General features: G+C 69.5%; 25 protein-coding genes and 1 pseudogene. 11 read left to right on the forward strand and 15 right to left on the reverse strand.

The window, feature by feature from the left end; translation table 11 throughout:
• Positions 1 to 10: 10 nt before the first annotated feature.
• Positions 11 to 1645, reverse strand: a complete 1635-nt coding sequence (locus tag OV090_RS10795) for a cyclic peptide export ABC transporter (protein WP_267703505.1) — start codon at positions 1643 to 1645, stop codon at positions 11 to 13.
• A 33-nt stretch (positions 1646 to 1678) separates the two neighbouring features.
• Entirely contained in the window at positions 1679 to 1909 is a 231-nt protein-coding gene (locus tag OV090_RS10800) for an MbtH family protein (protein ID WP_267703506.1), read from the reverse strand.
• A 515-nt stretch (positions 1910 to 2424) separates the two neighbouring features.
• Here OV090_RS10800 and OV090_RS10805 point away from each other — a divergent pair.
• The 3 genes from OV090_RS10805 to OV090_RS10815 are packed head-to-tail and all read left to right on the forward strand — an operon-like array spanning position 2425 to position 4162.
• Complete coding sequence (locus OV090_RS10805; protein WP_267703507.1) at positions 2425 to 2964, forward strand: DUF697 domain-containing protein; 540 nt, start codon at positions 2425 to 2427, stop codon at positions 2962 to 2964.
• A gap of 16 nt (positions 2965 to 2980) precedes the next feature.
• Positions 2981 to 3169, forward strand: coding sequence for a hypothetical protein (locus OV090_RS10810; protein ID WP_267703508.1), 189 nt, complete (start codon positions 2981 to 2983; stop codon positions 3167 to 3169).
• Between the two features lie 6 nt (positions 3170 to 3175).
• Entirely contained in the window at positions 3176 to 4162 is a 987-nt protein-coding gene (locus tag OV090_RS10815) for a prohibitin family protein (RefSeq protein ID WP_267703509.1), read from the forward strand.
• Between the two features lie 6 nt (positions 4163 to 4168).
• Here OV090_RS10815 and OV090_RS10820 read toward each other — a convergent pair whose 3' ends face one another.
• The 6 genes from OV090_RS10820 to OV090_RS10845 all read right to left on the reverse strand — a co-directional run bounded on the left by OV090_RS10820 (position 4169) and on the right by OV090_RS10845 (position 9041).
• Complete coding sequence (locus tag OV090_RS10820) at positions 4169 to 5737, reverse strand: substrate-binding domain-containing protein (protein WP_267703510.1); 1569 nt, start codon at positions 5735 to 5737, stop codon at positions 4169 to 4171.
• Between the two features lie 265 nt (positions 5738 to 6002).
• A complete protein-coding gene (locus OV090_RS10825) occupies positions 6003 to 6581 on the reverse strand; it encodes a hypothetical protein (protein WP_267703511.1) in 579 nt (192 codons plus the stop codon).
• Positions 6578 to 6835: a hypothetical protein gene (locus tag OV090_RS10830; protein ID WP_267703512.1), complete on the reverse strand. Its 258-nt coding sequence runs from the start codon at positions 6833 to 6835 to the stop codon at positions 6578 to 6580. Before OV090_RS10830 ends, OV090_RS10825 begins: the two co-directional genes overlap by 4 nt.
• 7 nt (positions 6836 to 6842) lie before the next feature.
• The gene (locus OV090_RS10835) at positions 6843 to 7355 is read right to left on the reverse strand and encodes a DUF2589 domain-containing protein (RefSeq protein ID WP_267703513.1); all 513 of its coding nucleotides are present in this window, start codon (positions 7353 to 7355) and stop codon (positions 6843 to 6845) included.
• 193 nt (positions 7356 to 7548) lie between these two features.
• Positions 7549 to 8226, reverse strand: a complete 678-nt coding sequence (locus OV090_RS10840) for a DUF2589 domain-containing protein (RefSeq protein WP_267703514.1) — start codon at positions 8224 to 8226, stop codon at positions 7549 to 7551.
• A gap of 152 nt (positions 8227 to 8378) precedes the next feature.
• The gene (locus OV090_RS10845) at positions 8379 to 9041 is read right to left on the reverse strand and encodes a glycoside hydrolase domain-containing protein (protein ID WP_267703515.1); all 663 of its coding nucleotides are present in this window, start codon (positions 9039 to 9041) and stop codon (positions 8379 to 8381) included.
• Positions 9042 to 9597: 556 nt separating this feature from the next.
• Between OV090_RS10845 and OV090_RS10850 the strand changes: the two genes are divergently transcribed.
• Together OV090_RS10850 and OV090_RS10855 are read left to right on the forward strand one after the other, a co-directional pair.
• Positions 9598 to 9774, forward strand: coding sequence for a hypothetical protein (locus OV090_RS10850; RefSeq protein WP_267703516.1), 177 nt, complete (start codon positions 9598 to 9600; stop codon positions 9772 to 9774).
• A gap of 9 nt (positions 9775 to 9783) precedes the next feature.
• Entirely contained in the window at positions 9784 to 10692 is a 909-nt protein-coding gene (locus OV090_RS10855) for an ion transporter (protein ID WP_267703517.1), read from the forward strand.
• Between the two features lie 114 nt (positions 10693 to 10806).
• On the opposite strand, the gene OV090_RS10860 is transcribed toward OV090_RS10855, so the two are convergent.
• Entirely contained in the window at positions 10807 to 12687 is a 1881-nt protein-coding gene (locus OV090_RS10860) for a hypothetical protein (RefSeq protein WP_267703518.1), read from the reverse strand.
• 422 nt (positions 12688 to 13109) lie between these two features.
• Here OV090_RS10860 and OV090_RS10865 point away from each other — a divergent pair, with 422 nt between their 5' ends.
• Entirely contained in the window at positions 13110 to 15068 is a 1959-nt protein-coding gene (locus tag OV090_RS10865) for an FG-GAP-like repeat-containing protein (protein WP_267703519.1), read from the forward strand.
• Between the two features lie 103 nt (positions 15069 to 15171).
• Here the strand turns inward: OV090_RS10865 and OV090_RS10870 are convergent, their stop codons facing one another.
• Positions 15172 to 15510 carry a DUF6209 family protein gene (locus tag OV090_RS10870; RefSeq protein WP_267703520.1) on the reverse strand — a complete coding sequence of 113 codons (339 nt, stop codon included), beginning with the start codon at positions 15508 to 15510 and terminating at the stop codon, positions 15172 to 15174.
• A 325-nt stretch (positions 15511 to 15835) separates the two neighbouring features.
• Here OV090_RS10870 and dctP point away from each other — a divergent pair, with 325 nt between their 5' ends.
• From dctP to OV090_RS50620, 3 genes and pseudogenes are all read left to right on the forward strand, one after another.
• On the forward strand, positions 15836 to 16576 hold the full coding sequence (dctP, locus tag OV090_RS10875) for a TRAP transporter substrate-binding protein DctP (RefSeq protein WP_267703521.1): 741 nt from the start codon (positions 15836 to 15838) through the stop codon (positions 16574 to 16576).
• A gap of 72 nt (positions 16577 to 16648) precedes the next feature.
• Positions 16649 to 17053, forward strand: a complete 405-nt coding sequence (locus tag OV090_RS10880; protein ID WP_267703522.1) for a hypothetical protein — start codon at positions 16649 to 16651, stop codon at positions 17051 to 17053.
• 194 nt (positions 17054 to 17247) lie between these two features.
• Positions 17248 to 17559, forward strand: a pseudogene (locus tag OV090_RS50620) (2Fe-2S iron-sulfur cluster-binding protein); the annotation flags it as partial.
• A gap of 74 nt (positions 17560 to 17633) precedes the next feature.
• On the opposite strand, the gene OV090_RS10890 reads toward OV090_RS50620, so the two are convergent.
• The 3 genes from OV090_RS10890 to OV090_RS10900 all read right to left on the reverse strand — a co-directional run bounded on the left by OV090_RS10890 (position 17634) and on the right by OV090_RS10900 (position 22915).
• Complete coding sequence (locus OV090_RS10890; RefSeq protein WP_267703523.1) at positions 17634 to 20249, reverse strand: serine/threonine-protein kinase; 2616 nt, start codon at positions 20247 to 20249, stop codon at positions 17634 to 17636.
• 10 nt (positions 20250 to 20259) lie between these two features.
• Positions 20260 to 21222, reverse strand: coding sequence for an ADYC domain-containing protein (locus tag OV090_RS10895; protein WP_267703524.1), 963 nt, complete (start codon positions 21220 to 21222; stop codon positions 20260 to 20262).
• 532 nt (positions 21223 to 21754) lie between these two features.
• Positions 21755 to 22915: a hypothetical protein gene (locus OV090_RS10900; RefSeq protein WP_267703525.1), complete on the reverse strand. Its 1161-nt coding sequence runs from the start codon at positions 22913 to 22915 to the stop codon at positions 21755 to 21757.
• 243 nt (positions 22916 to 23158) lie between these two features.
• Here OV090_RS10900 and OV090_RS10905 point away from each other — a divergent pair, with 243 nt between their 5' ends.
• Complete coding sequence (locus tag OV090_RS10905; RefSeq protein WP_267703526.1) at positions 23159 to 24049, forward strand: FHA domain-containing protein; 891 nt, start codon at positions 23159 to 23161, stop codon at positions 24047 to 24049.
• 23 nt (positions 24050 to 24072) lie between these two features.
• Positions 24073 to 24954 carry an SMI1/KNR4 family protein gene (locus tag OV090_RS10910; protein WP_267703527.1) on the forward strand — a complete coding sequence of 294 codons (882 nt, stop codon included), beginning with the start codon at positions 24073 to 24075 and terminating at the stop codon, positions 24952 to 24954.
• 45 nt (positions 24955 to 24999) lie between these two features.
• On the opposite strand, the gene OV090_RS10915 is transcribed toward OV090_RS10910, so the two are convergent.
• Together OV090_RS10915 and OV090_RS10920 are read right to left on the reverse strand one after the other, a co-directional pair.
• Positions 25000 to 25404, reverse strand: a complete 405-nt coding sequence (locus tag OV090_RS10915; protein ID WP_267703528.1) for a VOC family protein — start codon at positions 25402 to 25404, stop codon at positions 25000 to 25002.
• A gap of 51 nt (positions 25405 to 25455) precedes the next feature.
• Positions 25456 to 26727, reverse strand: a complete 1272-nt coding sequence (locus tag OV090_RS10920; RefSeq protein ID WP_267703529.1) for a hypothetical protein — start codon at positions 26725 to 26727, stop codon at positions 25456 to 25458.
• Positions 26728 to 26962 lie beyond the last annotated feature (235 nt).

Consider the following 26962-nt stretch of genomic DNA (forward strand, 5'->3'; position numbering starts at 1 on the left):
CCTGAACGGGTCAATGGCTGGCGCTGTCGGCGGGGCGCTCGACGCTGCGGATCTGTCCCTGCTCCATCGTGATGACCCGGTCTGCGCAGGAGAAATAACGGTCGTCGTGGCTGACCGCGAGGACGGTCTTTCCGCGGGCCCGGAGCGTGGGGAGCAGCTCGGTGTAGAAATACTTGCGGAACTCGGGGTCCTGGTCGGCGGCCCACTCGTCGAAGACGTAGATCGGGCGGTCCTCGAGCAGCGCGACGATCATCGCCAGGCGCTTGCGCTGGCCGGTCGACAGCTCGCGCTTGGTGAAGCCCCCGTCGGCGAAGGACGTCTGGCTGCGAAGGTGCATCTGCGCGAGCAGCCGGTGAACCTCGCTGGCATCGATGTCGGCGAGGCCGTAGAGGCGCGAGAACAGGTGGAAGTCGGAGTAGATCGTCGTGAACAGCTCGCGGTAGGCGGCGGCGTTGTCCTGGTCGACGGAGATGCCGTCGGCCAGCAGTCGCCCGCCGCTCGGCGCGTACAGGCCTGTGAGCGTCTTGACCAGGGTCGTCTTGCCGCTGCCGTTGCCGCCGACGATGAACAGCACCTCGCCGGCATTCACCGTGAGGTCGATCGGGCCGATGTGGAAGCCTTGATCGGTGCCCCCGGCATGGCCGTATTGAAGGCCGCGCAGCTCGATCGACGAGAAGCGCCCGCCCCAGGGGTCCTCACCGGGTTCGGAGCTCTCGAGGCCGACCGCGTCGAGCTTGGCCTCGAGCGCCGCGATCTCGGCCAGCGCCTGGTTGGAGCGGGTGAACGCGGCCACGCCGTTGATGATGCCGCTGAGCGGACCCCAGATGAACATCGTGCCGGCCACGAGGGTGCCGGTCATCGCCGTGTCCGCGGGGACGTACTGGGGGAGCACGAACACGACGGTGCCGAGCAGCGCGAACAGGCTGCAATTGGCGAAGATCCAGTTGTCGTCGAAGATCCGGCCGGACTGGACCGTCGCGCGGCGCATTCGCTCGGAGTGAGCGACGAGGCCGGCGCGCAGCTCGCTACCGCGGCGACGGCTGTACTTGACCTCCTTGAACCCGCGCAGCAGATCCGTCAGAGAGTCGAAGAAGCGCAGGCGCGTCTCCGCCTTCTCCTGGAAGTAGCCGTCGAGCTCGCGGAGCCTGGCGCGGTAAATGCTCACGCTGATCGCGGTCAGCAGCGCGAGCAAGATGAACGCGGTCGGCGACACGTACGCGAGGTAGAGGCAGGCGAACACGGAGATGCTGACCGACTGCAGCACGTGGGCCATGTTCCCTGCCCATCCGGAGATCACGGCCACGTTCTCCGTGAGGCGGTCGAAGATCTCGGCGGAGCCGATGCGTTCGATGCTGGCGAGATCGGCGCGCTCGATCTTGTCGACGATCCGGGTCTTCATGCGGTGCAGCGCCGACTCGACGATCGCCACACAGCGGTGGTACGTGGCGCGCCCCGTGATGGCGTACAGGATGACGCCCAGCGCGAACATCGCAAAGATGCGAAATTCGGTCGGGTCGGACGAAGCGCTCGCTGCATTGACAAGCGCGAGCACCAACACGTTGGCGACGCCGGCGAGGCTGGCCGCGGCCAACACGGCGCGCCGCTCCCTGCCTGCCTCGTCGAGGAACAGTTCGACGATAGTCATGAATCGATGCCGTCGTACGCCAGCCGAGCGGGCTCAGCCCGTCGGGCCTTCCGCGGCCTTTGCCATGGCGAGCCGCAAGGACAGCGGCCGCAGGTCGGTCCACGCTTCGTCGATGTAGGCGAGGCACTCCTGCTTGGTGCCATTCTTGCCCGCCTTGCGCCATCCGACCGGCAATTCGCGGTCGGCGGGCCAAAGCGAGTACTGCTCCTCGTGGTTGACGACCACCTCGTAACGCTGGGTGGCATCCGTCTCGTCGTCGCTCATGGATGTGTTCCTGATCGGTGGGGATCCAGATGTGGAGAACGGCAGGACGCTCGCACGTCGACCGGTCGCCGTCAACACCCGGAGCGCGCCGTGTGGCGAACGACGACGATGAACAGGGTCGTCGAAACACGCGGTGTCTCCAACCAGCAGACGGGGATTCGTCGGCGCAAACGGCGTCGCACGGGGCCGCTCATGGCCACGATTTTGCACACGAGCGAGAGCCGATCGAGGGGGCCGCCAGGCGACGATCGGACTCGTGTCACACGGGCCCCGCCGAACCCTACGAGCATCCCATCCGGTGCTCCGGAAATACGCCCCCCTCGGGTGGGCTCCGGAGGCCTCGCAGTGCAATGCGCGACGAATCGTCACGACAGACGACCGCGCCGGGCGGGAGCGTGCATGCGTACCAGACGGGGCCGTAGCGGGCTCCTCGGCTCGAACCGCGCACCGCGCGCGACCCCGAAATCGATGCAATGACCTTGACATTGGGACTCAAACGCAGTGAGGTACTGTCCATGGTGAGCGAGACGACACAAGTGAAAGAAGTGGCCTCTGATCCGGAGACGCGGCTGATGCAGGCCGACGCGATCATTCATCGTAACGTCCTGTGGGCGCTCGGCGCCGGGGTGGTGCCGATCCCGATCGCCGATGTGCTCGCCGTCAGCGCCGTGCAGGTCAAGCAGCTCAAGGAGCTGTCCGCGCTCTACGGCATCACGTTCCGCGAGGATCTCGTCAAGAAGCTCGTCGGTTCGCTGCTCGTCGGGATCGGCGGCGTCGGTGTCGGCGCGGCGCTCGGGGGGAGCCTGGCGAAGCTGATTCCGGTGGTCGGGACGGCGCTGGGGATCGTCAGCGTGCCGGTCGCGGCCGGCGCCTTCACTCACGCCATTGGCCGCGTCTTCGTCATGCACTTCGAATCCGGGGGCACCTTCCTCGATTTCGATCCGCACCGGATGCGCGACCACTTCAGGCGCGAATTCGAGGGCGCGAAGGAGAAGGTCGCCGAGATGCGGAATCGGCCCGGCGCGCCGTCCGTGTCGCCTCAGGGGCCGGCGTAGTCCGAAGGAGCGATCGATGGAGTTGACCTTGCTCTTCGTCTACGCACTGCCGGTAGTGACCGTGTTGGCGCTCGGGCTGCTCGGCACGACCCGGCGCCTCGGCTTCTGGTGGACGGTGCTGCTGTCGATCGTGCTGACGCCGATCGGCGGATTCATCGCCACCCTGCTCTCGGGTCCGCGCAAGGCCAGACGGCGAGCAGGTTGACGTCTCATGGCGAAGACCCGGGAGAAGAAAGAGGTCGGCGACCGGTCGTCCTTGCGCGAGTGGAGCGAGAGGACGCTCGGCCAGGTCGAATACCTCACCTACACCGCGCTGGTCGTGGTGCTGCTGTTGCTCGGCTTCCTGTGGCCGCGGATGTTCATCACCGTCCCGACTGGCAGCCAGGGGGTGATGTACCGCTATTTCGCCGGAGGCACCGTGACAGACAGGGTGTGGGGCGAAGGGCTGCACGTCATCCCGCCGTGGGATCACCTGACGCTGTACGAGGTGCGCCTGCAGCAGAAGACGTTGAATTTCGACGTCCTCAGCGACGAGGGGCTCAACCTGCAGGTCGCCGTATCGGTGAAGTTCCGGCCGTACAGCGACATGCTCGGGCATCTCCACCGCGACATCGGCCCCGATTACTTCGAGCGGGTGATAAAGCCCGACATCCAGGCCCACGTCCGGCGGACCTTCGGGGATCGGTCGGCGCACAAGATCTACTCGAGCGCCAACGACCTGATGCTCGAATTGCGGCGGATCTCCGCGCTCAGCCGCAAAGAACTCGGCGACGGCGAGGAGAAGAAGCCGTACGCTCAGATCCAGGAGCTCGATCTGGTCGACCTCGAGTTGCCCGATGCGGTCCTCGCCGCGATCGCCGAGAAGTACCGCCAGGAACAGCTCACGCTCGAGTATCGCCACAGGCTGGAGCGCGAGGAGGCGGAGGCCCAGCGCAAGCGGACCGAGGCGAGCGGCATCCGCGACTACAACACGATCATCGGCGAGCTCTCCCCCGACGTGCTGCGCTGGCGCGACCTCGAAGCGACGTCGGAGCTCGCCAAGTCGTCCAACTCCAAGGTGGTCGTCCTCGGCGGAGGGGCCGGCTCGAACTCCTCGCTGCTGTTCAACGTCGGTAATGACTCGACGACGGCTTCGTCGTCGGCCTCCGCGTCGTCGGCCTCCGAATCGGCGGCCCCCGCGTCGCCGGCCGCGCCCTGAGCTCGCTCAGCTCCGGCCGGTCGCGTCTCGCCACAGCTCGAGGAGCCGGAGCAGCACCGGCCCGTCCGGCCGCGGCGGCTCCTCGAGGTTCGGCTCGAGCTCGACGCCAAAGCGACGCATGTCGAGGAAGGGGTTCTTCTCGAGGTCGAAAGCGCCGAGCGGCCGGTCGAGCCGCCCCGGGCGCAGGCCATATGAGATCGCGCTCCGCTGAACCTCTTCGCGCTCGAGGTATTGCAGCCAGCGCCGCGCGGCGTCGAGTGCAGGCGCGCGCTCCCCGTCGTCGGGCCACATCAGCACCGCGGGGTGCTCGGCGACGATGGTCGGCGACGGGTAGTACACCCGGACCTCTCCGAGCTCGTCGGATTTGAGTCGCGCGAGGATCGGGAAGACGAGGCTCTCGTAGGTGATGACGCCGTCGTAGCTCTTCGGGCCGAGGTCGAAGACGTGGTCGGTCAGCAGGAACGCGGAGGCGAACCACTCGTCACGCCCCGCGTTGCAGCGCCGCATCCACCGCTGCAAGACCTCGCCCTCGCCCTCGAGCGCGAGCGAGATGTCGCCGGCGGTGCCGGCGAGGAGGTATTGCCGGGCCATCAGCAGGAGCGTCGACATGCCCCCGGCGGAGGACGTCGGCGCGGGGAACCCCAGCTTGACGCGGCCCCAGGAGCGCAGCTCTTCGGGCGTCGGAAGCAGCAGAGCGGCGGGCTTCGGCGGGACTCCAGGGGTGGAGCGCTTTTTTTTCGCCGCGAGCCGCGAGTCGGGCGGCGGCGGCGGCGGGTTCCGCTGGGTGAACCAATCGAGCCAGGTACCCGGGAGCATGTCCTCCTGCAGCACACCGTCGAGCGCGGGCGCGCGAGGAATCGTGGGACAGAGCGCGTCGACCCAGAACCCCAGCCCTTCGCGGTCGGCCTCGCGGATCGCCTGCAGCGTTCGGAGCTGCTCCTCGTGGAGCAGGGCGACGAGCGGCGAGCGGACGAGGGGGCGCCGCTCGTCCAGCCGGAACAGCAATTCGGGGGACTGCTCTCGCCAGCGAATTTCCAGGTAGCGCAGGGTGAGCTCCTCGGCCGCCGCCCACAGCGTCGGTCGCAGTTCACCGCGGAGAATGGCATTGGCAGTCTCGAAATCGTCGCCCGCGGTCAGTCGCAGCTGGATGTTCGGGCACTGCTCCATGAAGGCGTCGGCGGCTTGCGAGAGCCAGGGCCCCTGATCGATGCTGTGGACGACCTCGACGAGGTGCGGTTTTCCGAGCGGGCCAGGAGGGCCGCAATCGGGCGCTGCGTCGCCGAGTTCGTCCCGGACCTCGACAAAGTCGGCGGCCGGTGGGACGGCGTCGACCAGGTTACCGCCGATTGCCATGAACGCCGCGATGACGCCGACCAGGGCCCACAAGGCGCCGAGAAACAGCGCATTGCCGACGATGGAGCCCCATCCCCGGGGGCCCTCCTCATCCTCACGCGAGGCCGGTTTGCGGCGGCCGAGCCTGAACAGCGCGATCACGAGTGCGGAGAGCGCGATGGCGAGGCCGATGCGAATCGCCGCCTCCATCACGCACACCTCGAAACGCGGCGACCTGCGCACACTGGGGCGTCCGTAAACATTGCGAGGGCATCCTCGCACACGGGCTTCAGGGCGTCAAACGATGTGTAGATCATTCCGTTCGCATTCACGCCGAGCCGATACGAGGGGGCGCCGACCTCCTCGGCGCAGCTCGAGCGCGATCGTCGGCTCGGCGCAGGACCGTCACGGTGCGCCGATCACGAGGTCGATCACGGTCTCTCCGGGGTGCTCCCGGTGGCGCCGGGGTCGCGGGTCAGCGAGGGCGCCGGACGAGCGACTCGTGTCGTCAGTCCAGACCGAGCAGATCCGCGATGCGATCGACGTCGGCCGGCGCGAGCAGGTACACCGGACGCGCGCCGCGTCTCCACCCGCCGACGACCACCTCGTCGCGGCGCGCCGGAGAGTCCTGCGCCGCCGCGCTGGGCTCGCTCGACGGCCCGCCCAGGGCGCGCCCATCGAGGCTGACTTCCAGGTGCGACCCGGCCTGCCCGGAGAGCGCAATTCGGACCCGGCGCGCGCGCCGGCTCGCGCCTCGTCGCACCACCCGCAGGCCGACACGACGGCCTCGCCCGACGCGAACGAACAGCGGTACGCAGTCGAACTCGACCACGAGTTCGGCCACGTCGAGCCAGCGCGCAGGCACGAGCTCGAGCGAGGGCACCACGATCTCTTCGCGCGTCCCGGGCACGGTCACTGCGAGCCCGGCATTCGCTCCGCCGCTCGTGGCCCGGAGCAGGCGCGCGAACTGCCGCCGCTGGATCGCCTCCCGGGCCGCGCCGTACGTCGCCGAGATCGCCGCGACCAGGTCCGCGAGTTCCACCGCCGGCGCGAGGCCGGATCGCCGCGTTCGCGTCGACGCCGTCATGTCTGCAGCCATTGGGGTCGGCGCGTGAATCCGACTTGGTAGGTCGTCCATTGCAAGACGACGTTGTGCTCGCCGACCTGCAGGATCGAGAAGCTCTTCTCGATCCCGACGATCCTCCCCTTCGGTTGGCCGGAGAGGCATTGGTTGAGCAGGCGGACCGCCTCCCCGACGCGCTCCTCGCTCTGGAGGTCGGCCGGGTTGCTGCTCCCGATCACGATCCGCTTGATGAATACGATGTCGGTCAGATCAATCATCGGGGCCTCAGATCAGCTTGTTGAGCCGCGCCAGGAGTCTCGACACACCCTCGGGGACCTCGCCCGCCCGCACCTTGAGGGTCACGGTCGCGGCGCCTTGCTTTCGCTCCTCGGGGCCGGTCTCCACGTCGATCGTCGTCACGCGCTTCCGGCCGCTCCACCCTTGATGTTCACGCGCGGTCGGGCCGGCGTCGGGGTCGGCGCCACCGACCGCGTGCGCGCGCTCGTGGACCTCCTCGGACACGCTCCCGAGCTCGGTGGTGAAGTTGATCTCCATCTCCTCGATCGCAAGGTGCGTGACGTTGACCATGGCGATCAGCGGCACCTGCAGCCGGGCGAGCTCTCCGGGTCGAGCCCCCGGGTCGCTGCGTGGCAGATCGAGGTCGACCATCACGGGGTGATTGTCCGCGTCGAAGAAGCTGCGGATATCGCTGAGCTGGTGGCGGCGGATGACGTGCTCGGCGTCGACGACTGCGTCGGCGAGCGCCGTGACCAGGTGATCGAAACGTATACGGGGCATTGTCAAGACCTTCGCGGGTGAGAGAGGCTCGGCGCTTTCCTCGAGCTCGAGGACCGCCGATCGCGCGGGACGACGCCCCGCGCGCGGGCGTACACGACCCCCGAAAAAGGGGTGACGACGTGTCGCAGGCTCCCGGGCGGTGAGTCGGCCGACGCCGGCTCACCGCCCGGAGCGCTCGTTCGCTACGTCAATGCTACGGCGTCGACGCGGGCGCCGGCGCCGGGCTGGGGTCGTTCGCGGCCGCATCGGCCGGCTTGCTGATGGCGATCGGCGCGATGGCCGACTGCACGATGTCGAGGACCCGCGCCAGGCCCTCCGGCATCCCGTCGTCGCGGGCGTGCACCTCGACGTGGTACTTGGCCGACTTGTCCGTGCTGCGCGTGTTCTCCTTGTGGGCGGCGATCGACCCGTGGACGTGCACCTCGAGGCTGAACGGGCCCCACCCCGCCTTCCCCGTCGCGTCGAACGAGCCCTCGGAGTCCGAGGAATCCTTCGACGCCTCGGCGCTCTTGACCTCCATGTCGAACACGATGTCGACCGACTTGACCATCAGCGACGGCACGTTGAGGATCGCCAGGAGGGGCACCGAGAGCTCGACCGTCTCGAGCTTCGCCACCTTCTTGCCGGTCTCCTTGTCCTCGCTCATCTCCTGACTGGGACGCACGAATGAGAAGTCGACCTTGCGCGCGGTCGACCTCCCGGCCGGCGCCCCGTCCTTGTTGTCGCCGGCGGGCTGCTCGAAGCCGACCGTGTTGATGAAATCGGCCGTCGCCTTGGCGAGCCGGACCTGCGCGTCGCAGGCGGCGCTGAGCGGCGCACCGATGAGCTCGCCCATCGGCAGCCCGCTGAATTCGTTCCCCATGACTGTCATTTGTCCTCTCCTTCTGTACTCCGTACTCTAGCGTTTTCAAACCGTCCTCGACCCTCGACGCCGAGGGCGACGACATGATATTCAATCGATGCCGAGTCTAAGCTTGATTGGAAGCGACAGCGCCCGGGCGAGCTCGACCCTCGCCGCGCGCTTCACGACTGCGACGGCGCACGCACGAGCCAGCGCGGGAGCCCGCGGAGGTGGTCGCTCATGATCGTGTCGCGGTCGTACTGGATCGTCTTCGCGGGGCCCGGCCCGTGCTGGAGCATCTGATAGCCCCGCGTCTCGACGTCGGCGACCTTCATTCCCGCCTTCCAGTAGCTCGTGAAGGCGAGCTGCCTGTAGAGTTGGAGGCCGGACAGCGCGAAGGTACCGACATAGAGCCCGGGGGTGAAGCTCGCGCCATGGACAGCCTCGTACCAGGCGTTGGCGTAGGCGATGATGTCGGCGGTCTGCGTGCCGGCGCCCTCGAGGTCGCACCACAGGCTGAGCCCGGGCGGGCAGCCGAGCTCGGCGGCGTAATGTGCCGCCAATTGGCCGTCCTTGCCCCCCAGCGCGGCCGTCGGCGCCCAATGGCCGGGGCGCCGGACGTGCTGGACGAGCATCAATGCCAGCCCGGCGGCGAGGATCGCCTCGGCCTCCGAGGTCGTCATGTCGTGCGCGCCCTCGTCCTCACGGTGGCTGACGTAGCGCACGCAGAAGCGATAGCCGTCGGCCGCGAAGGCCCGCGCGAGCTCCGACGTGACGACCGCGTTGGTATCGAACCCCTGGGCGCCAGGCTCGGCGTCTGCGATGATTCCAATGGGCTTTGTCACCTGCATTCTCCTTTGTCGTGCAACACCTGCGTCGACGGGCTCTACGGGCCTCGTCGCTCACAATGGCGATAGACAGGACCTTAGCTCGCCACGACAGCGGCGAATAGACCGTCGCGTGAGCACGGAGATTGTCCTGCGGCGGATGAATCTCGGTTGAATACGAACAGCGCGCGCCTCCGGACACGAAGGTTGCGAGTCCTCGGCGCGTCGCCGCGCCCCCGGTCGGCGCCGCGCCGCCGCGTCTGGCCGCGGCGTGGTCACCGGCGCGCGTCGAACCGGCGAGCGCTCGCGGCGACTCCAGTGATCCAAGGAGAGGGCGAACTCGGCGCGCGCCGTCGCGGCGACGCTCGACCTCCGCAAGGAAGAGGCCGCCGAGCGTTCGCCGCCGATGTTCGCCTCGCGCCCCGCGAGCGTCGAGCCGGCCGTCGCCGGCGGACCTGTTCCGCGCCCGCGCGGGCGCTCGTGGTCGCGCGATCGAACGCTGCTATCCACGGGTCGAGCCAGCCGCGCAGTTCGCCGGGGCCGCGGCGCGGTCATGAGGGAGGGACGTGCAGTCATGAAGACCGTCGTCGAGCCGTTCGACGAGTTCAACGCGGCCGAGCCCGCCGTCCGGGTGACGGGAGCCCTGCCCCGTCGCGGCGCGGCCGAAGCCGACGGGTTGCGCGAACGCTCGGCGGCGAGCTTGCTCGGCGACGACTACCCGGTCGCCCCGCGTCCGCGACCGGGGGCCTGAGGTTCGACGATGGCCTTCGGCGAGGGAGCGACGGACGGCCCGGGCGAGCCCCAGGACGCGCTGAGCTCCGAACGCAGCGGAGCCCTTCATCGCCTCGAGAGCTGGCTCGAGGGCCCCATGGTCGTCCTCGGGCTGATCTGGCTCGCCTTGCTCGTGGTCGAGTTCATCTGGGGCCTGCCGCGCTTCCTGGAGCTGACCTCGACGGCGATCTGGATCGTCTTCATCGTCGACTTCGCGGTCCGCTTCGCCCTCGCCCCGGCCAAGCTCGCCTACCTGCGCCGCAACTGGCTGACCGCGCTCTCGCTGACCCTCCCCGCGCTGCGCCTGCTGCGGATCTTCCGCGCGTTCCGGGTGTTCCAGGTCGCCCGTGCGGCCCGTGGCGTCCGCCTGGTGCGTGTGATCAGTTCGGTCAATCGAGGCATGGGCGCGCTCGGCAAGAGCATGAGCCGCCGCGGCCTCGGGTACGTGGTCTCGCTGACGTTCGTCGTGCTCCTGGCCGGCTCCGCCGGGATGTACGCCTTCGAGTACGATCCCGAGGGCAACGGCCTCGACTCCTACGGCGACGCGCTGTGGTGGACGGCGATGCTGATGACCACGATCGCCTCCGAGTACTGGCCCCGCACCCCCGAGGGCCGCCTCCTGTGCCTGCTGCTCTCGGCGTTCTCGATCGGGATCATCGGCTACCTCACCGCCTCGCTCGCCACGTTCTTCGTCGGCCGCGACGCCGAGAGCGCGGAGAGCGAGATCGCAGGAGAGCGCGCGCTCCGGGCCCTGCAGCTCGAGATCGCAGCGTTGCGCGAGGAGCTCGGCGGCCGGTCGTCCCCGCAGCCGGCCGATTCGCCACGAAAGAGCGACGAGGCGTCCGGTGGCGGCACGTCGCCCGGCTCGCGGCTGCGGCCGGCCACTTCGACCGACTGAGCGAGCCGAGCGAGGTCTCGCCCTATTTTCAATCTGCTGACCATGGTCACGACAATACGACTTCAACGTCGCCCGAACTCGGCTCCGCGGTGCGAGGAAATTTCGCGCAAGGGATCAGCGGAGTGTGACGCGCGCCGTGGTCATCATCCCGCTCTTGCCCAGCTTGCGGCTCGTCTCGAGAAGGACATCCTCGCCCGCCCGCCGTGACTCGACGACCACCGCGAGCTCCTCGATCGTGCGCAGCCTGTACGGGGCTCCCATGCCGCGGTGGCGGGCGGCGTAGATGGTGTCGCCGGCCTTGAAACCGGTCTCGAAGTGCGTCGCGGCCGATGCAGGCGGGCCCACCTTCGTCACGACGGGCACGCCCGAGCTGTCGTCGAACGCGAGCCCGAGGCGCTTCCACAGCAGTTCGGCCGCGGCGTCGTTCGCCGGCGCGACCCGGTAGCCGGCGCGCTTCTTCGCCTCCACGGCCTTGGTGAAGGCTGCGCTCGCCTTCTCTTCGGAGGCGAGCTCGTAGACCTTCTCTTCGCGGTCCGGCAGCACGCGCCGCCCGTACTGTGCCTTCCAGGTCGCGCCGTCCTGCGAGGCGATCCACACCTTGTCGCTCGTGCCCTTCTTGAGCCAGAGGATCGCCCGCTTCGGCGCGGGCTTGCTCGGCGCCTTCTTGGCCCTGGCCTTCGCTTTCGCGGCTTTTTCTTTCGCGGCCTTCTGCTCCGCCAGCGTGGCCGGCTTTGCCAGCACCGTGTCGTCCGCGAACATCGGCAGCTCGTCGTCGACGTGCGCGATCCACTTCGGGTCGGTCACCTTGATCCGCAGGGTGAAGGTCGGCCAGGCGGCCGAGAGAGCCGCGAGCGCCGCGGGCGGCGTGAGGGCGTCGAGCGCCGCAGCGGTGAGCTTCTTCTTCGGCTTCGTCGCGCCCTCGACGGTGAACGACGCCACGTAGGCCCTGGCGACCGCGGGGTACAGGTCCTCGTCGGTGCCCAGGCTCTGCTCGCGGAGGTCCCGCGTCAGCGCGTCGCCGAGCGGCGCCTTCGTCTTGAAGCCTTGCCTGAAGAAGTCGAACTCGAGCGGCCCGGCGAGCAGCGCGAGCACGTCGCTCTCGCTGGCGAACGGCACCTTGCGGCCGTCGGGCGGCAGGCGGCAGGTGAGCTCGAGCGTGTCGCCCCGCTTCTTCACGAGCGCCGCGCTGATGCGCACGCGCTCGAGCACCTCCGCGTACGACGCCTTCGTTCCCCGCCGCCCGGGCTTCAGGCGCAGACGGCCGATCGCCTCGACCTTCGACCAGCCCCAGCCTTGTAACGACAGCAGCGCGAACTTGTCGGCCGAGCCCTTCAGGAGCCCGAGCGCGCCCTCCTGCGGCCTGCCGGAGGCGATCACCCGCACCGCCTTGCCGTGCCAGGCCTGGAGCCGCTTGGGAGCGAGCTTCCCGGACAATTCGTCGACGACCTCGTACGCGCTGAGGGAGTACGCCGGCACCTGGACGAACGGAGGGAGCGGCTTCACGATCCTGACGTCCCCGTAGGCTTCGCGCGGGACCCAGAGGAAGCCATCGCCGTCGTCGAGGTCGGAGTCGTCGACCTCGGGCGGCCCGGCGGCGCCCGTCGTCAGCAAAATCGGCGGGTGCCTGTCGTACTTGTCGATGCGCTGAAAGGCGGCGGTATCGAAGCTCTCGCCCGGCGCCATGTGATCGAGCCAGGCCGGATCGGAGACGGTGATGGTGAGCCGCCCGCGCTTGGCCGAATTCCCGGTGGGGGTCAGCGCGACCGATTGGATGAAGCCGCTGGCGTACTTCTTCAACCACACTCTGTCGGTCTTGTCGCGCGTGGTCAGCTCGCGCGCCAGGAGCGAGTCGTTCGCCGCCTCGCGCAGGATCATCAGCGCAAAACTGCGGTCCTCCGGGATCGTCGAGATGTCGGGGTGGATCACCTTCACGTCGAAGACCGCGGTCGTCGCCTTCTTCGAGACCACTTTCACGCGATACAGATCGGAGCCCATGGTAACGCCACGATAGAGGGCCTGTCCGGTGACGTCAAACCCGATTGCGGGTGCACCGGGCAATGCGTTGCGGAGACGGACGACCACGACGTCGGTGCTCGACGCGAACCGGTGCAGCCCCGAGGCAGGCCCCATTCACGATCGCCGCGAGCGTAGGAGCGGATTCCCGCCGCGCTGATTCGACAGCTCGCGGGGCATGCGCTGCGGACGGCGATCTCGAAGCGGCCGCACGACCGGACGATGATCAACGTCACGTGTTTTCTGAGTCGTGCGGTGATACCGCGGAGCACCTGCTCGCGTGCTTCGTCCATGCCGGAGAGCCGCGTCGGAACGGACCGGCCCGCCCGTCGGGCCGTGACTTCGTCGGTCGCGCGGGATTGCCCGTATCCTCCGCAGACCGCCGGTGTGACCCTGTCGAGGACATGCGTCGCATTGAAGCCAAGAGCCGTGCCTTCGACAAACACCTGCTCCTCTTGCTCGGCCTGGGGTGTGGGGCCTGCGGGTCCGACACCCCCGCCACCTCGATGACCGAGACCGAAACGGGGGCCACGACGACCACCACCGGTGACGTGCCGACCACCGAGGATTCGTCCACGGCACCGGACTCGACCACCTGCAGCACCGCCGGATGCGGCGGCCCGACGACGTCCAGCAGCGACGACACCTCTTCGAGTGAAGGCACCAGCACGACCACGCCCGTGGACCCGACGACAGGGACGACCGGCACGACCATGGTCACGGACCCGACCGATACCAGCGAGACCGGCACCGACGTCTGCGCTCCGAACCCCTGCCTCAACGACGGCACCTGCATCGAAGGCGGCGACGGTTACACCTGCGAGTGCGCCCCCGGATTCACCGGACCGAACTGCGAGACCGACATCGACGACTGCGCTCCGGAGCCGTGCCAGAACGGCGGCACCTGCATCGACGGCATCGACGGATTCACCTGCGAGTGCGCCCCTGGATTCACCGGACCGACCTGCGAGACCGACATCGACGACTGCGCCCCGAACCCCTGCCAGAACGGCGGCACCTGCACCGACGCCGTCAATGGCTACACCTGCGCGTGCGCCCCCACCTATACGGGCGAAAACTGCGACGCCTGCACCGGCACCCTCGGGGACTGCAATGCGGACCCGGTCGACGGCTGCGAGGCCAACCTCCAGAGCAGCGCCGACCACTGCAACGCCTGCGGCAACGCGTGCGCGGCGAACGACATCTGCAGCAACGGCGACTGCAAGCCGCCCCCCGCCGGCCAGGTCCCCGGCGTGCCGATCGACGTGCCCGCGACGCACACCCCGCTGGCCCCCGCGGTCGCCGACATCGACAAGGACGGCAAGCTCGACATCCTGGTCGCCAACGCCGAGTCCGGCTCGGCGATGACCCCCTCCGGCTCGCTCTCCGTCTTTCTCGGCAACGGCGACGCCACCGTGCAAGCGGAGGTCAACTACGCCGGCGCGCCGCTGTCGAGCAACGCTGTCGTCGCGGCGGACGTGGACGGCGACGGCTGGCTCGACGCCGTCACCGTCGACGGCCAGACCAACCTGCCCGCCATCCACGGCAACCTCAGCGTCTACCGCAACCTCGGCCCGGACGCGCCCGGCACCTTCGGGGCGCCGGCGCCGTTTTCCACCGGCGCCCCGGGCTCCCTCCACCTCTGCGCCGCCGACTTCGACAAGGACGGCGCGATCGACGTCGCTACCACCAGCGTGACCTCGAACCAGGTGAGCGTGATCCCCGGCACCGGCACCGGCACCTTCGGCCCGCCCGTGCTCATCACCATCCTTTCGACCGGCGGCGTGCAGTCGACGATCGCCTGCCGTGACGTCGACGGCAACTCCCACGTCGACCTCGTGGTGACCAGCCCCAGCTCGGCGCGCCTGTCGATCCTCGTCAATCAAGGCGATGGCACGTTCGCTGCCCCGGTCGCCTACGCCAACGCCCTCAACGGCCAGACCGCGGGCCTCGCCTTCGGCGACGCCGACGGCGACGGTACGCTCGACATCCTCGCCAACGGTGCCGCCGGCGGCTACCTGTTCTTCTTCAAGGGCAACGGCAACGGCACCTTCGCCAACGGGGTGCAATCCGCCACCGGCGCCCCCCTGGTCGCCAACTCGGCGCTGGGGGTCGTGGCCAGCGACTTCAACGGCGACGGCAAGCTCGACGCCTACATCCTGTACACCACGGCCGCCGGCGGAGTGTTCCCCATGACCGGCACCGGCACCGGCACCTTCACCGCAGCCCCCCTCGTCGCCACCGGCGTCTCGCCGGGCCTCAACGCCATCGCCGTCGCCGACCTGAACGTCGACGGATACGACGACCTCATCCTGACCAACAAGGGCTCCGCGACGCTCACGGTGATCCCCAACGGCCTCTGACCGTCCAACGACAGGCAAGCGGATCGCGCCCGGGCCGGGCGAGCGGCGGTCGTCCGGCCCGGCCGACCACGGAAGAGCCTCTCGACCGCGGTCGCCGCGAGCGTCACGACGGCGGCTTCACGTCCAACCAGTAGTTCTCACCGTATCGGCTGTCCCAGGCCGAGCAGCCCGTGTGATCGCTGTTGTGGAACCATAGCTCGATTCGGTCGGTACCCGGCGGCACGTCCACCTCGAGCGCGCCCGACGAGATGTCGCCGGCCCGCTCCTGGTTGCCAGGGTGAAAGCGAAGGTGGGCGACCAGGCTCCATGCCTTCTGCCCGTAGCGCTCTGCACGGCACTGGCAAGACCTCGCCAGGTCGTATTCGAGCCGCAGGGGCTCGCCGGGGCGAATCTCGGAGTTCGATGGATTTGACCAATCCGACAAGAAACGTACCGTAGCCATGATCCCTCTTTCCCGCCGGAAAGCTTCGCGCCTCGGCGATGGACCCGTCAACAGAAAAGCGCGACGCCAACGACGACGGATGCGCGCTCGTGTCGGGGCGAGGGAGTCGAGCGCCACGACCCGATCCGTTCAGGGTCGGGCGCACCGACCCTCATGGTCCGCCAGTCAATCATCAAACCTGTCGCCCTGCGACGTCGGGGGTCGAGCGGCCACGCTGAAGGCGCGCAAGCGACGCATTCGCGCGGGCGAAAAAATTCGAAGCTTTTTTGGATCGGAGCGGAGGGGTCGCGGCTCTCTCTCCGGTGAAACCATGATGAGAGAGTCGATGCACGGACGGCGCTGTCGTCTCGAGCGTCGGCCTCGCCAGGCTCCACAAGCCCGCGCTCGCCCTGCAGATGCCGGGCCTGTTCACCACCTGGGCGAAGCTCGACGCCGCCCGCGCCGCGTTGGCCGGGGAGCTCGAGGCGGGGCTCCGCAGCCCGGGGCCGCTGCCGTCGGTTGGTGCGACGTGGGCATGGTGTCCATCTTCTCGCGCGGCTTTCCCGTGCGGCCCGCTACCAGCCTCAAGGGCAGGAAACCGTGGCTGCTCCGCGACGACCCGATCGTGAAGGCCCTCTACCAGAGCATCGGCGGTGTGACTGCGGTGCCGCTGAGTGCCCCCGAGGTGCTGCCCCGGCTCGACACATCCGCGGTCAACGCGGTGCTGCAGTCACCGCTCGCCGTCGAGCAACTCCAGTGGGCGAGCAAGCTCGACACCATCACCGACCTCGCGGTCGGGCCCCGCGTCGGGGCCATCGTCCTCTCGCAGAAGAGGCTGGACGCTTTGCCCGCCGATCTGCGGGCGATCGTGCTGGACACGGGCAAGATCGCTGCCAACGCGCTCCAGACCCGTGCTCGCCAGGAAGACACGGCCGCGCTCGCGCGGCTCAAGGGCATGATGACGGTCGTCTCCCTCACCGCCGACGAGCGCGGTTTTTGGAACGCGCGGTTCAAACAGACGCGCCAAATCCTGGCGCAGGGCACCTTCTCTCCCGAGCTCGTCGCTCGGCTCGAGTCGATGGCCTGAACGAGCGTCGCGCCGAAGCCCCGATTGACTCTTGAATACGATGGAGGTTGCTTGCCAAGCAAGGAGAACACCATGAAGAAACTTCTGACCATCGCCGCTCTGTTCGTCGCAATGACCGGGACCGCGTTCGCTGCGAACTACTACGATCTCAACATCGTGAAGCCCGCCGCGAAGGTGAACGTGAAGGCGGTCGCAACGGTGAAAGTCACCGCAAAGGCCGATTATCACATCAACAAAGAATACCCGGCCAAGCTGTCGCTCACGGCGCCCGACGGCGTGAAACTGGACCGCAACAAGCTGACCATGCAGGACGCCACGCTCACCGAGAATGTGCTCAAGTTCGAGATCGGGCTGACCGCCTCCACGAGCGGCAAGAAGACGATCACCGGTGAGCTCAGGGGCGCTGTGTGTACCGAAAATGACTGCATACCCTTCAACGAGAAGGTCAGCATCGAGGTCGACGTCGCCGCCAAGTAGTGCGATATGGGTGAGGGGCGCGAGCGGCCCTGGCCCCGCTCACGGCCCTGCGAGTCGGCAGGGCCCGCGGCGCGTCGCGGCGGGCCTCTTTATCGTGGTAAGTTCCCATACACACAACTGGCGGCGGCCAGGGGCGTCGACGCGCACGTGACAGAGCACGAATCGAGGAAGAACGGACGGCGAAAGTCCGATTACTGGCGCTCGGCCGAACGTGGGAGACCGAGGTCCCTGTCGGCTCGACGCTCCTCCCGGCGGCGAAAAGCGTGGGCGCACCGGAGGGCGACGTGTGCGGTGGCGTCTGCGCCTGCTCCACGTGCCACGTCTACGTCACGAAGGGCCGAGAGCTGCTCTCCGAGGACGAGGAGGACGAGGAGGACATTCTCGACAAGGCGTTCGACGTGCGCGCCTCGAGCCGGCTCGGCTGTCAGGCGAGGATCCAGAAGGACGGCGACATCGAGGCGGAGATCTCGCGCGAGAGCCTCGACGCGTTCTACCACGAGCACCCCGGACGTGAAGGACCCCCGCAAGGGTCGAGCGCGCGGCACCTCCCTCTTCGGTCATATCGCGCCGGCTCCAGCACTCAGGTCCCGTTGCGCTGCAGCAGCACCGACGCCTGCGCGCGCAGCGGCGCCGCCGCCTCGGACTTCGTGGCGAGCACCTGCTCGAACCATCGCCTCGCGGCCGCGCGCTCGCCCTGAGCGGCCGCGAGCTCGCCGGCCCGCAGGGCAGCGCGGGCGCCCGGTTCGCTGTCGCCGGCGCCGACCTCCGCGTAGACGGCCGCTGCCTGCTCGAATGCTCGCCGCGCCTTCGCCGGCGAGCCGGCCCTGGCCGCGAGCTCGCCGAGCCCCGCGTGCGCCTCGGCGAGGAAATTGTCGCGGACCCCGTTCGCCTCGGCGACCCGGAGCGCGCGCGAATAATCGTGTTCGGCCTGTTCGACCTTCCCGGCCCCCGCGTAGGCGTGGCCGAGCCCCACCAGCGGGTACAGCAAATAGCGGTGTTCGGCGTCGTAGGTCGCCTCCATCAGCGCCAGCGAGCGAAGATAATGCGGGATGGCGTCGAGGTGGCGACCGCGGCGGACCTCGACGTCGCCGAGCCCGTGGATCGGGTGCGCAAGTAGCGGGTGGTGTTCGCCGAGGATCGCCACGAACAATTCCGAGGAGCTGATGAAGTGGGTCCACGCGGCCTCGAGCTGGCCCTGCTCGAGGTGCATCAGGCCGAGGTTGTTGTGGACGATCGCCTCGAAGGGCTCGCGCTCGCCTCGCTGCCGCAGCCGCGCGAGCGCCTGCTCGTATTCGCCGCGGGCCGCCGCGAGCTCGCCGCGATTTTGGTGGCTCGTGCCGACGTTGTTGTGGAACAGGACGCGCAGGGCTGCGTCGTCGCCGGCGCGCTGGATCAGCGACTCGGCGAACGGCGCCGTCGCCAGCGCCTCGGCCGGGCGGCCGAGGTGGTTGCCGAGAACGAACATGCGCACCGTCGCCGCCTCGGCCGCGGTCGCGTGCAGGTCGTGGCGGATCCCCAACCGCGTCGCTCGCTGCAGCGCAGCCTCGGCCTCCTCGCCGCGCACCAGGTTCATCAGCACGCGGCCCTCGACCAGTGCGGCCTCGGCGTCGAGCGGAGCGTAGCCGAGGCCCGTCGCCTCCTCGCGGGTGCGCCGGGCGAGCGTGAGGCCCTCCTCGTATCGACCTGTCCGATCGAACACGTCGGCGTGGGCCAGGTCGCCGCGCAGCGCGGTCACCCGCTCGGCCACCGCGGGGTCGTCGGGCAGCACGAACGACAACAGCCCGCTGGCGTCGGCGCAGGTGGCGAGGCTCGGCAGCGCCGTCGCGGCCTGGACCGCGTTCTCCACCACCGCGTTGTTGGCGGCCGCGAACACGTCGACGAGCGCCGACAGGTGAGCCTTGCGGCGATCGAGGCAGGCGACGCGGAGGTCGGCGAGGTGGTCGGTCTGCGCCCCGGAGGCCCGGTCCTCGCACGCTGCCTGGCGCTCGGCCACCCACGCGCGCGCGTAGGCGTCGATGCGGCTCTGGACCCGCCGGGCCGTGTCTGTCGCAAAGGGCAGGTGCGTCGCCGCGAACGCGCGCGCCACCGCGGCCTCGCGCGCCGGGTCCCACACGCCCACCAGCTGCTCGCCGCTCACCTGGCAGCGCTGGCCGTCCTCGGCCCGGGTGACCGCGACCGCGTAGCTCGCCAGCGAGGCCGCGCCGATGAGCGCGGTCGTCGCCGCGACCCGCGCCCGCACGCGCCACGGATCGTACTCGAGCGCCTCGATCATCGCCGCCATGCTCGGCCAGCGCTTCGCGGGGTCGATCTCCAGCCCGCGCACCAGCACCTTGAACACGCGCCGCGGCACCTGCGACTCGAGCGGCGGCGGCGGGACCACCCCGTGCCGGACCGCCTCGCGGATCGCCGCCCACGAGTCGCCGGTGAACGGCCGCGCGCCGTAGAGCGCCTCGTACAGCGTGACGCTGAAGCTGAACTGATCGGCGAGCGGGCTGGCCACGCGCCCGAAGTGCTGCTCCGGTGACATGTACGCCGGCGTGCCGAGCGTGTTGCCCATCTGCGTCAGCCGCACCGACCAGTGCAGGTTGCTCGAACGGTCGGGCGCGGATGTCCCCGGGGACGGGTGTGTGGACTGCGGCGAGCGCATGCCCTGCTCGGTGTCGACGAGCTCCTGCTCGAGCAAGGCCGCGCGGGCCGAATCGTCGGGGCCGCCCTCGGCCTGCACGAGGCCGAAGTCGAGGACGCGCGCGCGACCGCGATCGTCGACGAGCACGTTGTCGGGCTTGAAGTCGCGATGCACGAGGCCGGCCGTGTGGGCGGCTGCGAGGCCGCGACCGGCGTCGCAGATCGTGCGCAGGACCTGCTGCCACGGCCGCGCCTCGGCCCGCAGCCAGGTCGCCAGCGTCTGGCCCTCGATGTACTCCATCGCCAGATAGATGCCGCCGTCGTGCTCGCCGACCTGATAGACCTGCACGACGTTCGGGCTCGACAGGCGGGCCATCGCCTGCGCCTCGCGGGTCATCCGCTCGCGCACCGCCGGATTGTTGAGAAGCTGCCGGCGGACCAGCTTCAGCGCCACCTTGCGCTCGAGCCGCGCGTCGTAGCCCTCGAAGACCACGCCCATCGCGCCCTCGCCGAGCTTGCGCAGCACGCCGAAGGGGCCGATGAGGGCCGGATCTGCGCTGGTCTCGCTCATCCGCGCAGCTCTACGGGGCGCCCACGATCTTTCCGCTCTGGAGGAGCCCGCCGGAGGCGAACGGCGTGCCGCAGGCGGGCAGCTCGCAGCTCAGCGCCTGCGGCCCGAGGCGCATGTTGTTCGCGTTGAGGCAGACCGCCCCCTCCGGCCCCCACTCGGCCTCGACCACGAATTGAAGGTTCGGATCGACGCCCTGGATGCCGAGCTGGTCGAGGACGTGAATCGCCGTACCCTGCTGCGTGTGCGCCACGCCGTCGCCGCAGTAGTCGGCGCGGACCAGCCGCGTGCAGGCCTGGTGGACCTCGTGCAGATCGGCGAGCCACGGCCTGTAACCCCATTCCACGCACTTCGCCAGCGCCGTGTCGCGGCACGCGAACGTGACGCTGCTGGCCGTGGCCGGCATGCGACCGCCGGTGCCCGGGTTCCACACGTCGGCCAGCAAGATCGCCTGCGTCGGCTCGCCGGCGCTGTCGATGCACATCGGGCCCCAGCCGCCGGAGTCGACCTTGAGCGAAACATCGAACAGCCACACGTCGGAGCCGGGGGCCAGCGGCGCGACGTCGAGGATCTTGAGCAGCTTCTGGCGAGTCGTCCCGCCCTCCTTCACCTCGAAGTGCAGCTTGGCGTCGTCGAGCTCGAGGCCCGCCAGCTCCTCGCCCTGGTGCGACGTGACGACCAACATGCTGCCCTCGATCCGGGCGTCTTCGGCCACGCCGTCGCCCTGCACGTTGACCTGCTTCAGCTGGATCTGGTCCGAAGCTCCATTGGGGCCGTTGAGCAAGCCCCCGTTCAGCAGCGCCCCGTTCAGCAGCGCCCCGTTCAGCAGACCCCCGTTCAGCAGCCCCCCGTTGACCTGGGCGCTGCGGGCCTCGACCTCGTCGCAGCCGCAAGCGCCGTCATCCGCCCGCGGCTCGTCGCACGCCGCCATCGCGGTCACCAACACCACCGCTCCGCACAACGAAGTGATTCGCATCGATCCCTCCCCCGCGTCCGATCATTATACACAACAATCTTCAGCGGTGGCCAGTTCGAATGAAAAGCCGTGTGTACGACCCTGTCGGCCGGTTCCTACGAATCCCTCGCTGTCCTATCGCGGATGAACAATGTTGACTCTCCCGAGAGTCCGAACCTCGCCGCGAGCGGGACACATTGGAATTCTCGGCCCCGGCGCCCTCGAACATCCGTTCGCATCGCGGCGCACGCGGTCGCGCGAGCGGCCACCGGAGAAGCGCCCGGGGGCGTTGTCGGGGCAGGTCGTCAGATCTGCCAGCGCAGCGCCGTGGCGAGGCGCGTGTAACACCTTGCGATGCTGCGGACCCGGCGCCGGATCGCCGCCGCGCACGGTGCCTTCAGACCCCGGCTGTCGCAGCGAGGCTTCGACCCTTCATTCGCATCAAGCCAAGTATGCACATTCACCAGTGACACGAATGCTCCATGAACCGCGAGGACAGCCGTGAATACCCGGCCGCTCGTCGGTCCGCACGAACCGTCACCGCATACCCCATTCAACGCGCCTGCAGCCGGACCCCGCGGAGGCGCGCCAGCTCGACCGCCGCCTCCGCGTGATCCCACACCGTCGATACCCACGTGTCGCCCTCCACCCGCGACTCGAGCGCCGCGACGAGCGCCTCCGGCGTGTGCTGGGGTCCGAGCGCGAGCGCCAGCGTGCGAGCGCTCGCAGCGTGGCGGTTCGTCCCGAGGTCGTCGTCCGGCGCGTACTCGACGTGCACGACCACCTCCTTGCCCAGCGGCGAGAAGTCGACCGGGGCCGCCAGCATGTCGCTGTCGATCGCCAGCACCCGCAGCGCTGGCAGCCGTGACTCCCGCAGGAACACATCGAGCAGCCCCCCGCCCAGGCCCGTGAGCAGCACCTCTTCAAGACTCTCGCTGGCGATCGCCGGCAGCGTCGGCGACAGGCTGTGGACCCCCAGCTCGGCCAGCCGCGGCAGCGCCCGCACCGCCTCCGCGAGCCCGCCCAAGTCATCGAGCACGACGATCAGCGACTGCAACCACGGCAGCGGATGCCTGGCGATCGTCGCCAACCACAGGGGGTCGTCGACGTCGTGGAGCTGGCGCAGCACCGGCCAGATCGCCGTCTGCGGCAGCGCCTCCGCCTGGTCCGCCGTCAGCGTATGCCGCACCAGCAGCCGCCTCTGCCCGATCCATTCCGGCTCCTCGTCCCGCTCGCGGTCGATCACGCTCCCGTACAGCAGCTCCGTCTGCCGATCCCAGTACGGCGGCTCCACGATCCCGACCGCCTCCCACGGCGCGTCGTCGACCATCGCCACGCTCCACACGAGCGGGCGCCCGTCGGGCCAGTGCGTCGGGCGCTCGCCCCGGTCGAGCCGTCCCGCCAGCCAGCACGCCTCCTCCGCGGTCAGCAGGTGGCGCGCAGTCGCCTCGAACGGCTCGCTCCCGCCGTCGAGCAGCTCGACGATCTCCGGGGTGTCGCTCGCCCCGAGCGGGCTCTCGCCGTCCATACGAATCAAGAACCCCGAGCCCACCGCCTCCGGGTCCTCGTCGAACCCCGTCCAGTGGATCGCCGCGTAGGTCCGTCCGACCTGCACCGCGATCTCGAGGTTGTCCCACTGCTCCCGAGGGTCCGCGAACAGCCGCGCGAGCTCCCCCGTCATGCTGTCCGAGTCGCTCCCGTCATCGATCGTCACTGTCATGATTTTCTCCGCCGGCGGTACTCGTCCGGTCCACGACGCGGGCGCCGTCGGGCACCTCAGGCGCGTCCAGGATGTCCCCGGGCCGCATCCTTCGCACTGTAGCTCAACCCGGCGCTGCAGACCGAGGTGCGTGACCGGCAGGTGGTGCCCACCGGGTGTCCAGCGGCGAGCGTGATGTTGCTCGTCGCTCGAACTTGCCCGTCTCCGCCCCCGCTCCCGACGTGATATCCACTCACCATGGCCGAGGAGCCGCGCCGCATCGCCGAGTACCTGCGCTCCGACGACGAGCGGCCGTTCATCCACAAGGCGTTCGACCAGACGCTCGGCGACGCCGATCGTCTCGCCTACGCCGAGCTCGTCGAGGGCAAGGACCCCGAGCGCGCCGAGTGGCTGCGCCTCGAGGTCGCCCTCCATGCGCGTGCGACCGACGACCCCGCCGTGCTCGCCCGGTTCGTCGCGCTGTCGCGCGAGATCGGCCTCGATTACGCCAATGCGCTGCGGCGCGAAGAGATCATGAACTGCGGCAGCGCCGGCGCCAAACAGGCCGCGCCGCGGGTCCGCTTCGCCTTCGCCTGCCCCAAGCGGTGGGAGACGCTCGCGCCGGCCGACAGCGAGTCGGTCCGACTGTGCCAGCAATGCAACGAGCGCGTCTATTACTGCGAGACCGTCGCCGACGCCGAGGTCCGCGCGTTCGCGGGGCAGTGCATCGCCATCCCGAAAGGGCTCACGGACGGCGGCGTCCAGACCGTACAGCTCGGGCGACCGGACCCAGTCGGCCACTGGGCCGACCGCCTGTTCTCGTACGGACCCGGCGCCCCCAAGCTCGTCGACGCCCTCGTGGTCCTCTATTCGCTGGACGCCGAGCTCGTCGGACGCTCCTTCGTGTTGAAGCCCACGGGCGTCACCGTCGGCCGCGGCCTCGACAACACGATCGTGCTGTCCGGCGACTCCGTCTCGCGCTGCCACGCCCGCCTCGAGCCGCGCGACGACGGCTGGTGGGTCATCGACAACGACAGCACCAACGGCACCTACGTCCACGACGAGCAGGTCCAGGAGGCGCGCCTGGCCGCGGGCGACCACCTGAAGATCGGCAGCACTGTGTTCAAATTCGTCGGTGCCCCGGAGTGACCGGCTCGGACGCTGAAGCTCGTATGAACGAGGACGCTCCACCCGCGCGCCGGCTCACCCAGGCCGCCCAGCGCAAGCTCAACGAGCTCGTCGCGCAGGGCGTGCCCCTCGCCAGCGCGATCCAGCAGGTACGTGCCGAGCCCGGCGCGTTCGAGCAAGTGGCGCCGACCGAGCCACCCGCACCCACGCCGCGGCCCGCGTGGCCCGGCGATCGCACCGACTGGGAGGGCGCGGTCGAGAAGCTCCAGATCTTGCGCGAGCTCGATCGCGGTTACGCGACCTTCGGCGCTCGGACCCACCGGTACCTCCTGCGACCGAAGGCCACCACGCGCCAGCTCGCGGCGATCGAGAAGAAGCTCGGCGCGAAGCTTCCGCCCGGCCTTCACGCGTTCTATCTCACCGTCGGGGACGGCGGCGCGGGACCGGACCATGGCCTGTTCGCTGCGGCGGAGCTCAAGCCCCGGCGGCCAGGCACCGCGTACCCGGGAATCGCGGCCTTGCGCGCGCTCGGCGTTCGCACCCACGCGCAGCCGCCCGAGCCGACATACGCCGACCTGTCGCCGTCGCGGCTGACCGGCATCGTCACGATCCTGTTCTCCGGCTGCTCGCTTTACTCCGGCGTGGTGTGTACCGGAGACGTCGGGCGCATCGTGCACTGGGATGAGGACCGTATCGTCGAGACCGACGACACACTCGTCGGGTGGTACGAGCGCTGGCTCGACGACGAGCTCGCGCAGTTCAAGCTGGTCCAGCGGATGCGCGACGAGGGCGCCACGATCGACGCGGTGGTGAGCGCGATGAAGCGACTGTTGCCCTCCGGCCTGTCGCCCGCGGCCAAGACGTCCCGCGCGCGCGAGCTCGTGGAGGCGAAGCTCCGCGGGCTCTCGCCGGAGGGGGCGGGCTAGTACAGCCGGCCGGGTCGCGCTCGATGCCCTCCACGAGGCGGCAAATCAGCGGCGTGGGTCTGGGCCGAGCAGGTCCCAGCGATTGCCCGCGATGTCGCGGAACACGGCGACGCGCCCGTACGGCTCGGCGCGCGGGGGAGACACGAACTCGACGCCGGCCGCGACCATGCGCGCGTGCGCGGCGTCGAAGTCGTCGACGCGCAGGAACAGGCCGACGCGCCCGGCGAATTGGTCCCCGACGACCGCAGCCTGGCGCGCCCCGTCGGCGCGCGCGAGCAAGATCGCCGTCTGCGCCCCGGGGGGCCGCACGACCACCCAACGCTTCAGGCGCCCGTCGTTGGTGTGCGCCGGCGAGTCCTCGACCAGCGTGAAGCCGAGCGCGCCGACGAAGAATTCGATCGCGGGGTCGTAGTCGTCGATGATCAGGGCCACGAGCTCGAGATGGGACATGCGGCGCGGAGTATGCCGGATGTCCGAGGGCGCTGGAGGAGATCGTCGCCCTCAAGGCGCGCCGAGGAGCTCGTCGATCTGCGTGCGGAGCTGGCTGGCGGAGACGCTGCCGGCGTCGTTGTCGGAGATGCCGGGAGCCTGGGGGTTCTTCACCATGACCTGGAGCTGATCCGGCGGCGCGATGCTCACGGGCTTCCTGCACGTCGCCTTGCCGTCCTTGTCGAGGACGACCAGGTTTCCGTTCGCCCAGCCACCGTTGAACGTCTTTCCGTCGAGCGAGGTCGCCACGCCGCCCTTCTGAAGGTCGACGACGTGCCACACCGCGGCGTCGGCCAGGGCGTCGGCGCTCGCCTTGTCGCGCCCGCGCAGGTAGCTCGCCGTCGTGGTCGAGCTGTTCGGGTTGATCTGGACGTCGGGGTCCGCCCGGAGCAGGAGCGGGCCGCCCGCGAGGATGCGCAGCTCCTTCTCGTTCATCCGGATGCCCTTGCCCACCGCGTCGGGCGTGCACTCCGGCAGATCGATGGTGGCTTCGAGGGCTTTCACCACCTTGGCCGCGCGCTCCTTCACCCGCGGATCGTCCGCCGGTCGGCTGGGCGCGACGTTTCCGATCCCGAAGCGCTGGGCGAGCGCCTCGGCGTGGAGCGTCTCGATCTTGGCGTCGCCGCCCGTCGACCGAGCCGCCGTCGACCGGTCCGCCGGCGCGCCGGTGTGGGGGTCGTAGCCATTGTCGTCGATGAACTTCAGATCCTCGACGGTCTGCCCGCCGGCCTCGACGTCGAGGGCGAAGGAGCAGACGAGCGTCGCCTTCGGGTGCTCGAACAGGAACACGTCGGCGCCTCGCTGCGTCTTGCGCGTGACGAGGACGAAGCGGACGGCGCTCGCCGCATCGAGCTTGCGCTGCTCGAACTCGGGATCGACGGGCATGCTGAGCGACACCTCGTCGTTGCCCACATCCGCCTCTTCGACCACGCGCAGGAGCGGCCCCTCGCCGTCGACGAGGCTCCCCGGCGGCGGGGCCGAGGCGAGGCTCTCGAAGTACCAGGCGTCGAGCTGCTCGGTGACGGCGTCGCCCCGGGGCGCGACCGCGGACTTCGAATCGATGGCGACGAGCCCGGGGCGGGCGCACGCGCCGTTCACCTCGGGCGAGGGCGTCGCCTCGACGATGCGCTTCATCTCCGCGAAAGACTTCTTCGCGGCCTCGATCGCGGCGCGATTCTTCTCGCGGAATTCGCCCTTCGTCGGCTTCGAGCTGCATCCGGCGAGCGCCAGGAACGCCGCGCAGGAGAGGATGAGGCCGGGTGACAAGCGCCGCGTGGTGTTCATGCGCGGCAATGTATCGAGCGGGTGGCGCGGACGACAGGGGGTGAACGGCCCTCGCGCTGGCCCTCGCCGTGAGCGAAAGCCGCTTGGACGACGCGGCCATGCTGCAGTTCGCCGCGACGTCGGAATCGTGAAGGCGGTGAACGACGGTCGGCCGGCCCGGTCGAGACGGTGGAAACCCCTCATTCGGACCCGACGACGACGCATCCGGCGCTCAGGTCCGGAGGCGATCCACCGA

The organism is Nannocystis sp. RBIL2 (assembly GCF_026626745.1).
GTDB lineage: Bacteria > Myxococcota_A > Polyangia > Nannocystales > Nannocystaceae > Nannocystis.

Bases quoted from the DNA above. Each gene is read 5' to 3' on its own strand.
- OV090_RS10865 (WP_267703519.1), top strand. From the start codon at position 13,110: ATGCGTCGCATTGAAGCCAAGAGCCGTGCCTTCGACAAACACCTGCTC.
- OV090_RS10825 (WP_267703511.1), bottom strand. From the start codon at position 6,581: ATGACGGCGTCGACGCGAACGCGGCGATCCGGCCTCGCGCCGGCGGTG.
- OV090_RS10840 (WP_267703514.1), bottom strand. From the start codon at position 8,226: ATGACAGTCATGGGGAACGAATTCAGCGGGCTGCCGATGGGCGAGCTC.
- OV090_RS10795 (WP_267703505.1), bottom strand. From the start codon at position 1,645: ATGACTATCGTCGAACTGTTCCTCGACGAGGCAGGCAGGGAGCGGCGC.
- OV090_RS10800 (WP_267703506.1), bottom strand. From the start codon at position 1,909: ATGAGCGACGACGAGACGGATGCCACCCAGCGTTACGAGGTGGTCGTC.
- OV090_RS10860 (WP_267703518.1), bottom strand. From the start codon at position 12,687: ATGGGCTCCGATCTGTATCGCGTGAAAGTGGTCTCGAAGAAGGCGACG.
- OV090_RS10905 (WP_267703526.1), top strand. From the start codon at position 23,159: ATGGCCGAGGAGCCGCGCCGCATCGCCGAGTACCTGCGCTCCGACGAC.
- OV090_RS10895 (WP_267703524.1), bottom strand. From the start codon at position 21,222: ATGCGAATCACTTCGTTGTGCGGAGCGGTGGTGTTGGTGACCGCGATG.
- OV090_RS10830 (WP_267703512.1), bottom strand. From the start codon at position 6,835: ATGATTGATCTGACCGACATCGTATTCATCAAGCGGATCGTGATCGGG.
- OV090_RS10850 (WP_267703516.1), top strand. From the start codon at position 9,598: ATGAAGACCGTCGTCGAGCCGTTCGACGAGTTCAACGCGGCCGAGCCC.
- OV090_RS10835 (WP_267703513.1), bottom strand. From the start codon at position 7,355: ATGCCCCGTATACGTTTCGATCACCTGGTCACGGCGCTCGCCGACGCA.
- OV090_RS10810 (WP_267703508.1), top strand. From the start codon at position 2,981: ATGGAGTTGACCTTGCTCTTCGTCTACGCACTGCCGGTAGTGACCGTG.
- OV090_RS10870 (WP_267703520.1), bottom strand. From the start codon at position 15,510: ATGGCTACGGTACGTTTCTTGTCGGATTGGTCAAATCCATCGAACTCC.
- OV090_RS10855 (WP_267703517.1), top strand. From the start codon at position 9,784: ATGGCCTTCGGCGAGGGAGCGACGGACGGCCCGGGCGAGCCCCAGGAC.
- OV090_RS10805 (WP_267703507.1), top strand. From the start codon at position 2,425: ATGGTGAGCGAGACGACACAAGTGAAAGAAGTGGCCTCTGATCCGGAG.
- OV090_RS10890 (WP_267703523.1), bottom strand. From the start codon at position 20,249: ATGAGCGAGACCAGCGCAGATCCGGCCCTCATCGGCCCCTTCGGCGTG.
- OV090_RS10880 (WP_267703522.1), top strand. From the start codon at position 16,649: ATGAAGAAACTTCTGACCATCGCCGCTCTGTTCGTCGCAATGACCGGG.
- OV090_RS10910 (WP_267703527.1), top strand. From the start codon at position 24,073: ATGAACGAGGACGCTCCACCCGCGCGCCGGCTCACCCAGGCCGCCCAG.
- OV090_RS10920 (WP_267703529.1), bottom strand. From the start codon at position 26,727: ATGAACACCACGCGGCGCTTGTCACCCGGCCTCATCCTCTCCTGCGCG.
- OV090_RS10815 (WP_267703509.1), top strand. From the start codon at position 3,176: ATGGCGAAGACCCGGGAGAAGAAAGAGGTCGGCGACCGGTCGTCCTTG.
- dctP (WP_267703521.1), top strand. From the start codon at position 15,836: ATGCACGGACGGCGCTGTCGTCTCGAGCGTCGGCCTCGCCAGGCTCCA.
- OV090_RS10915 (WP_267703528.1), bottom strand. From the start codon at position 25,404: ATGTCCCATCTCGAGCTCGTGGCCCTGATCATCGACGACTACGACCCC.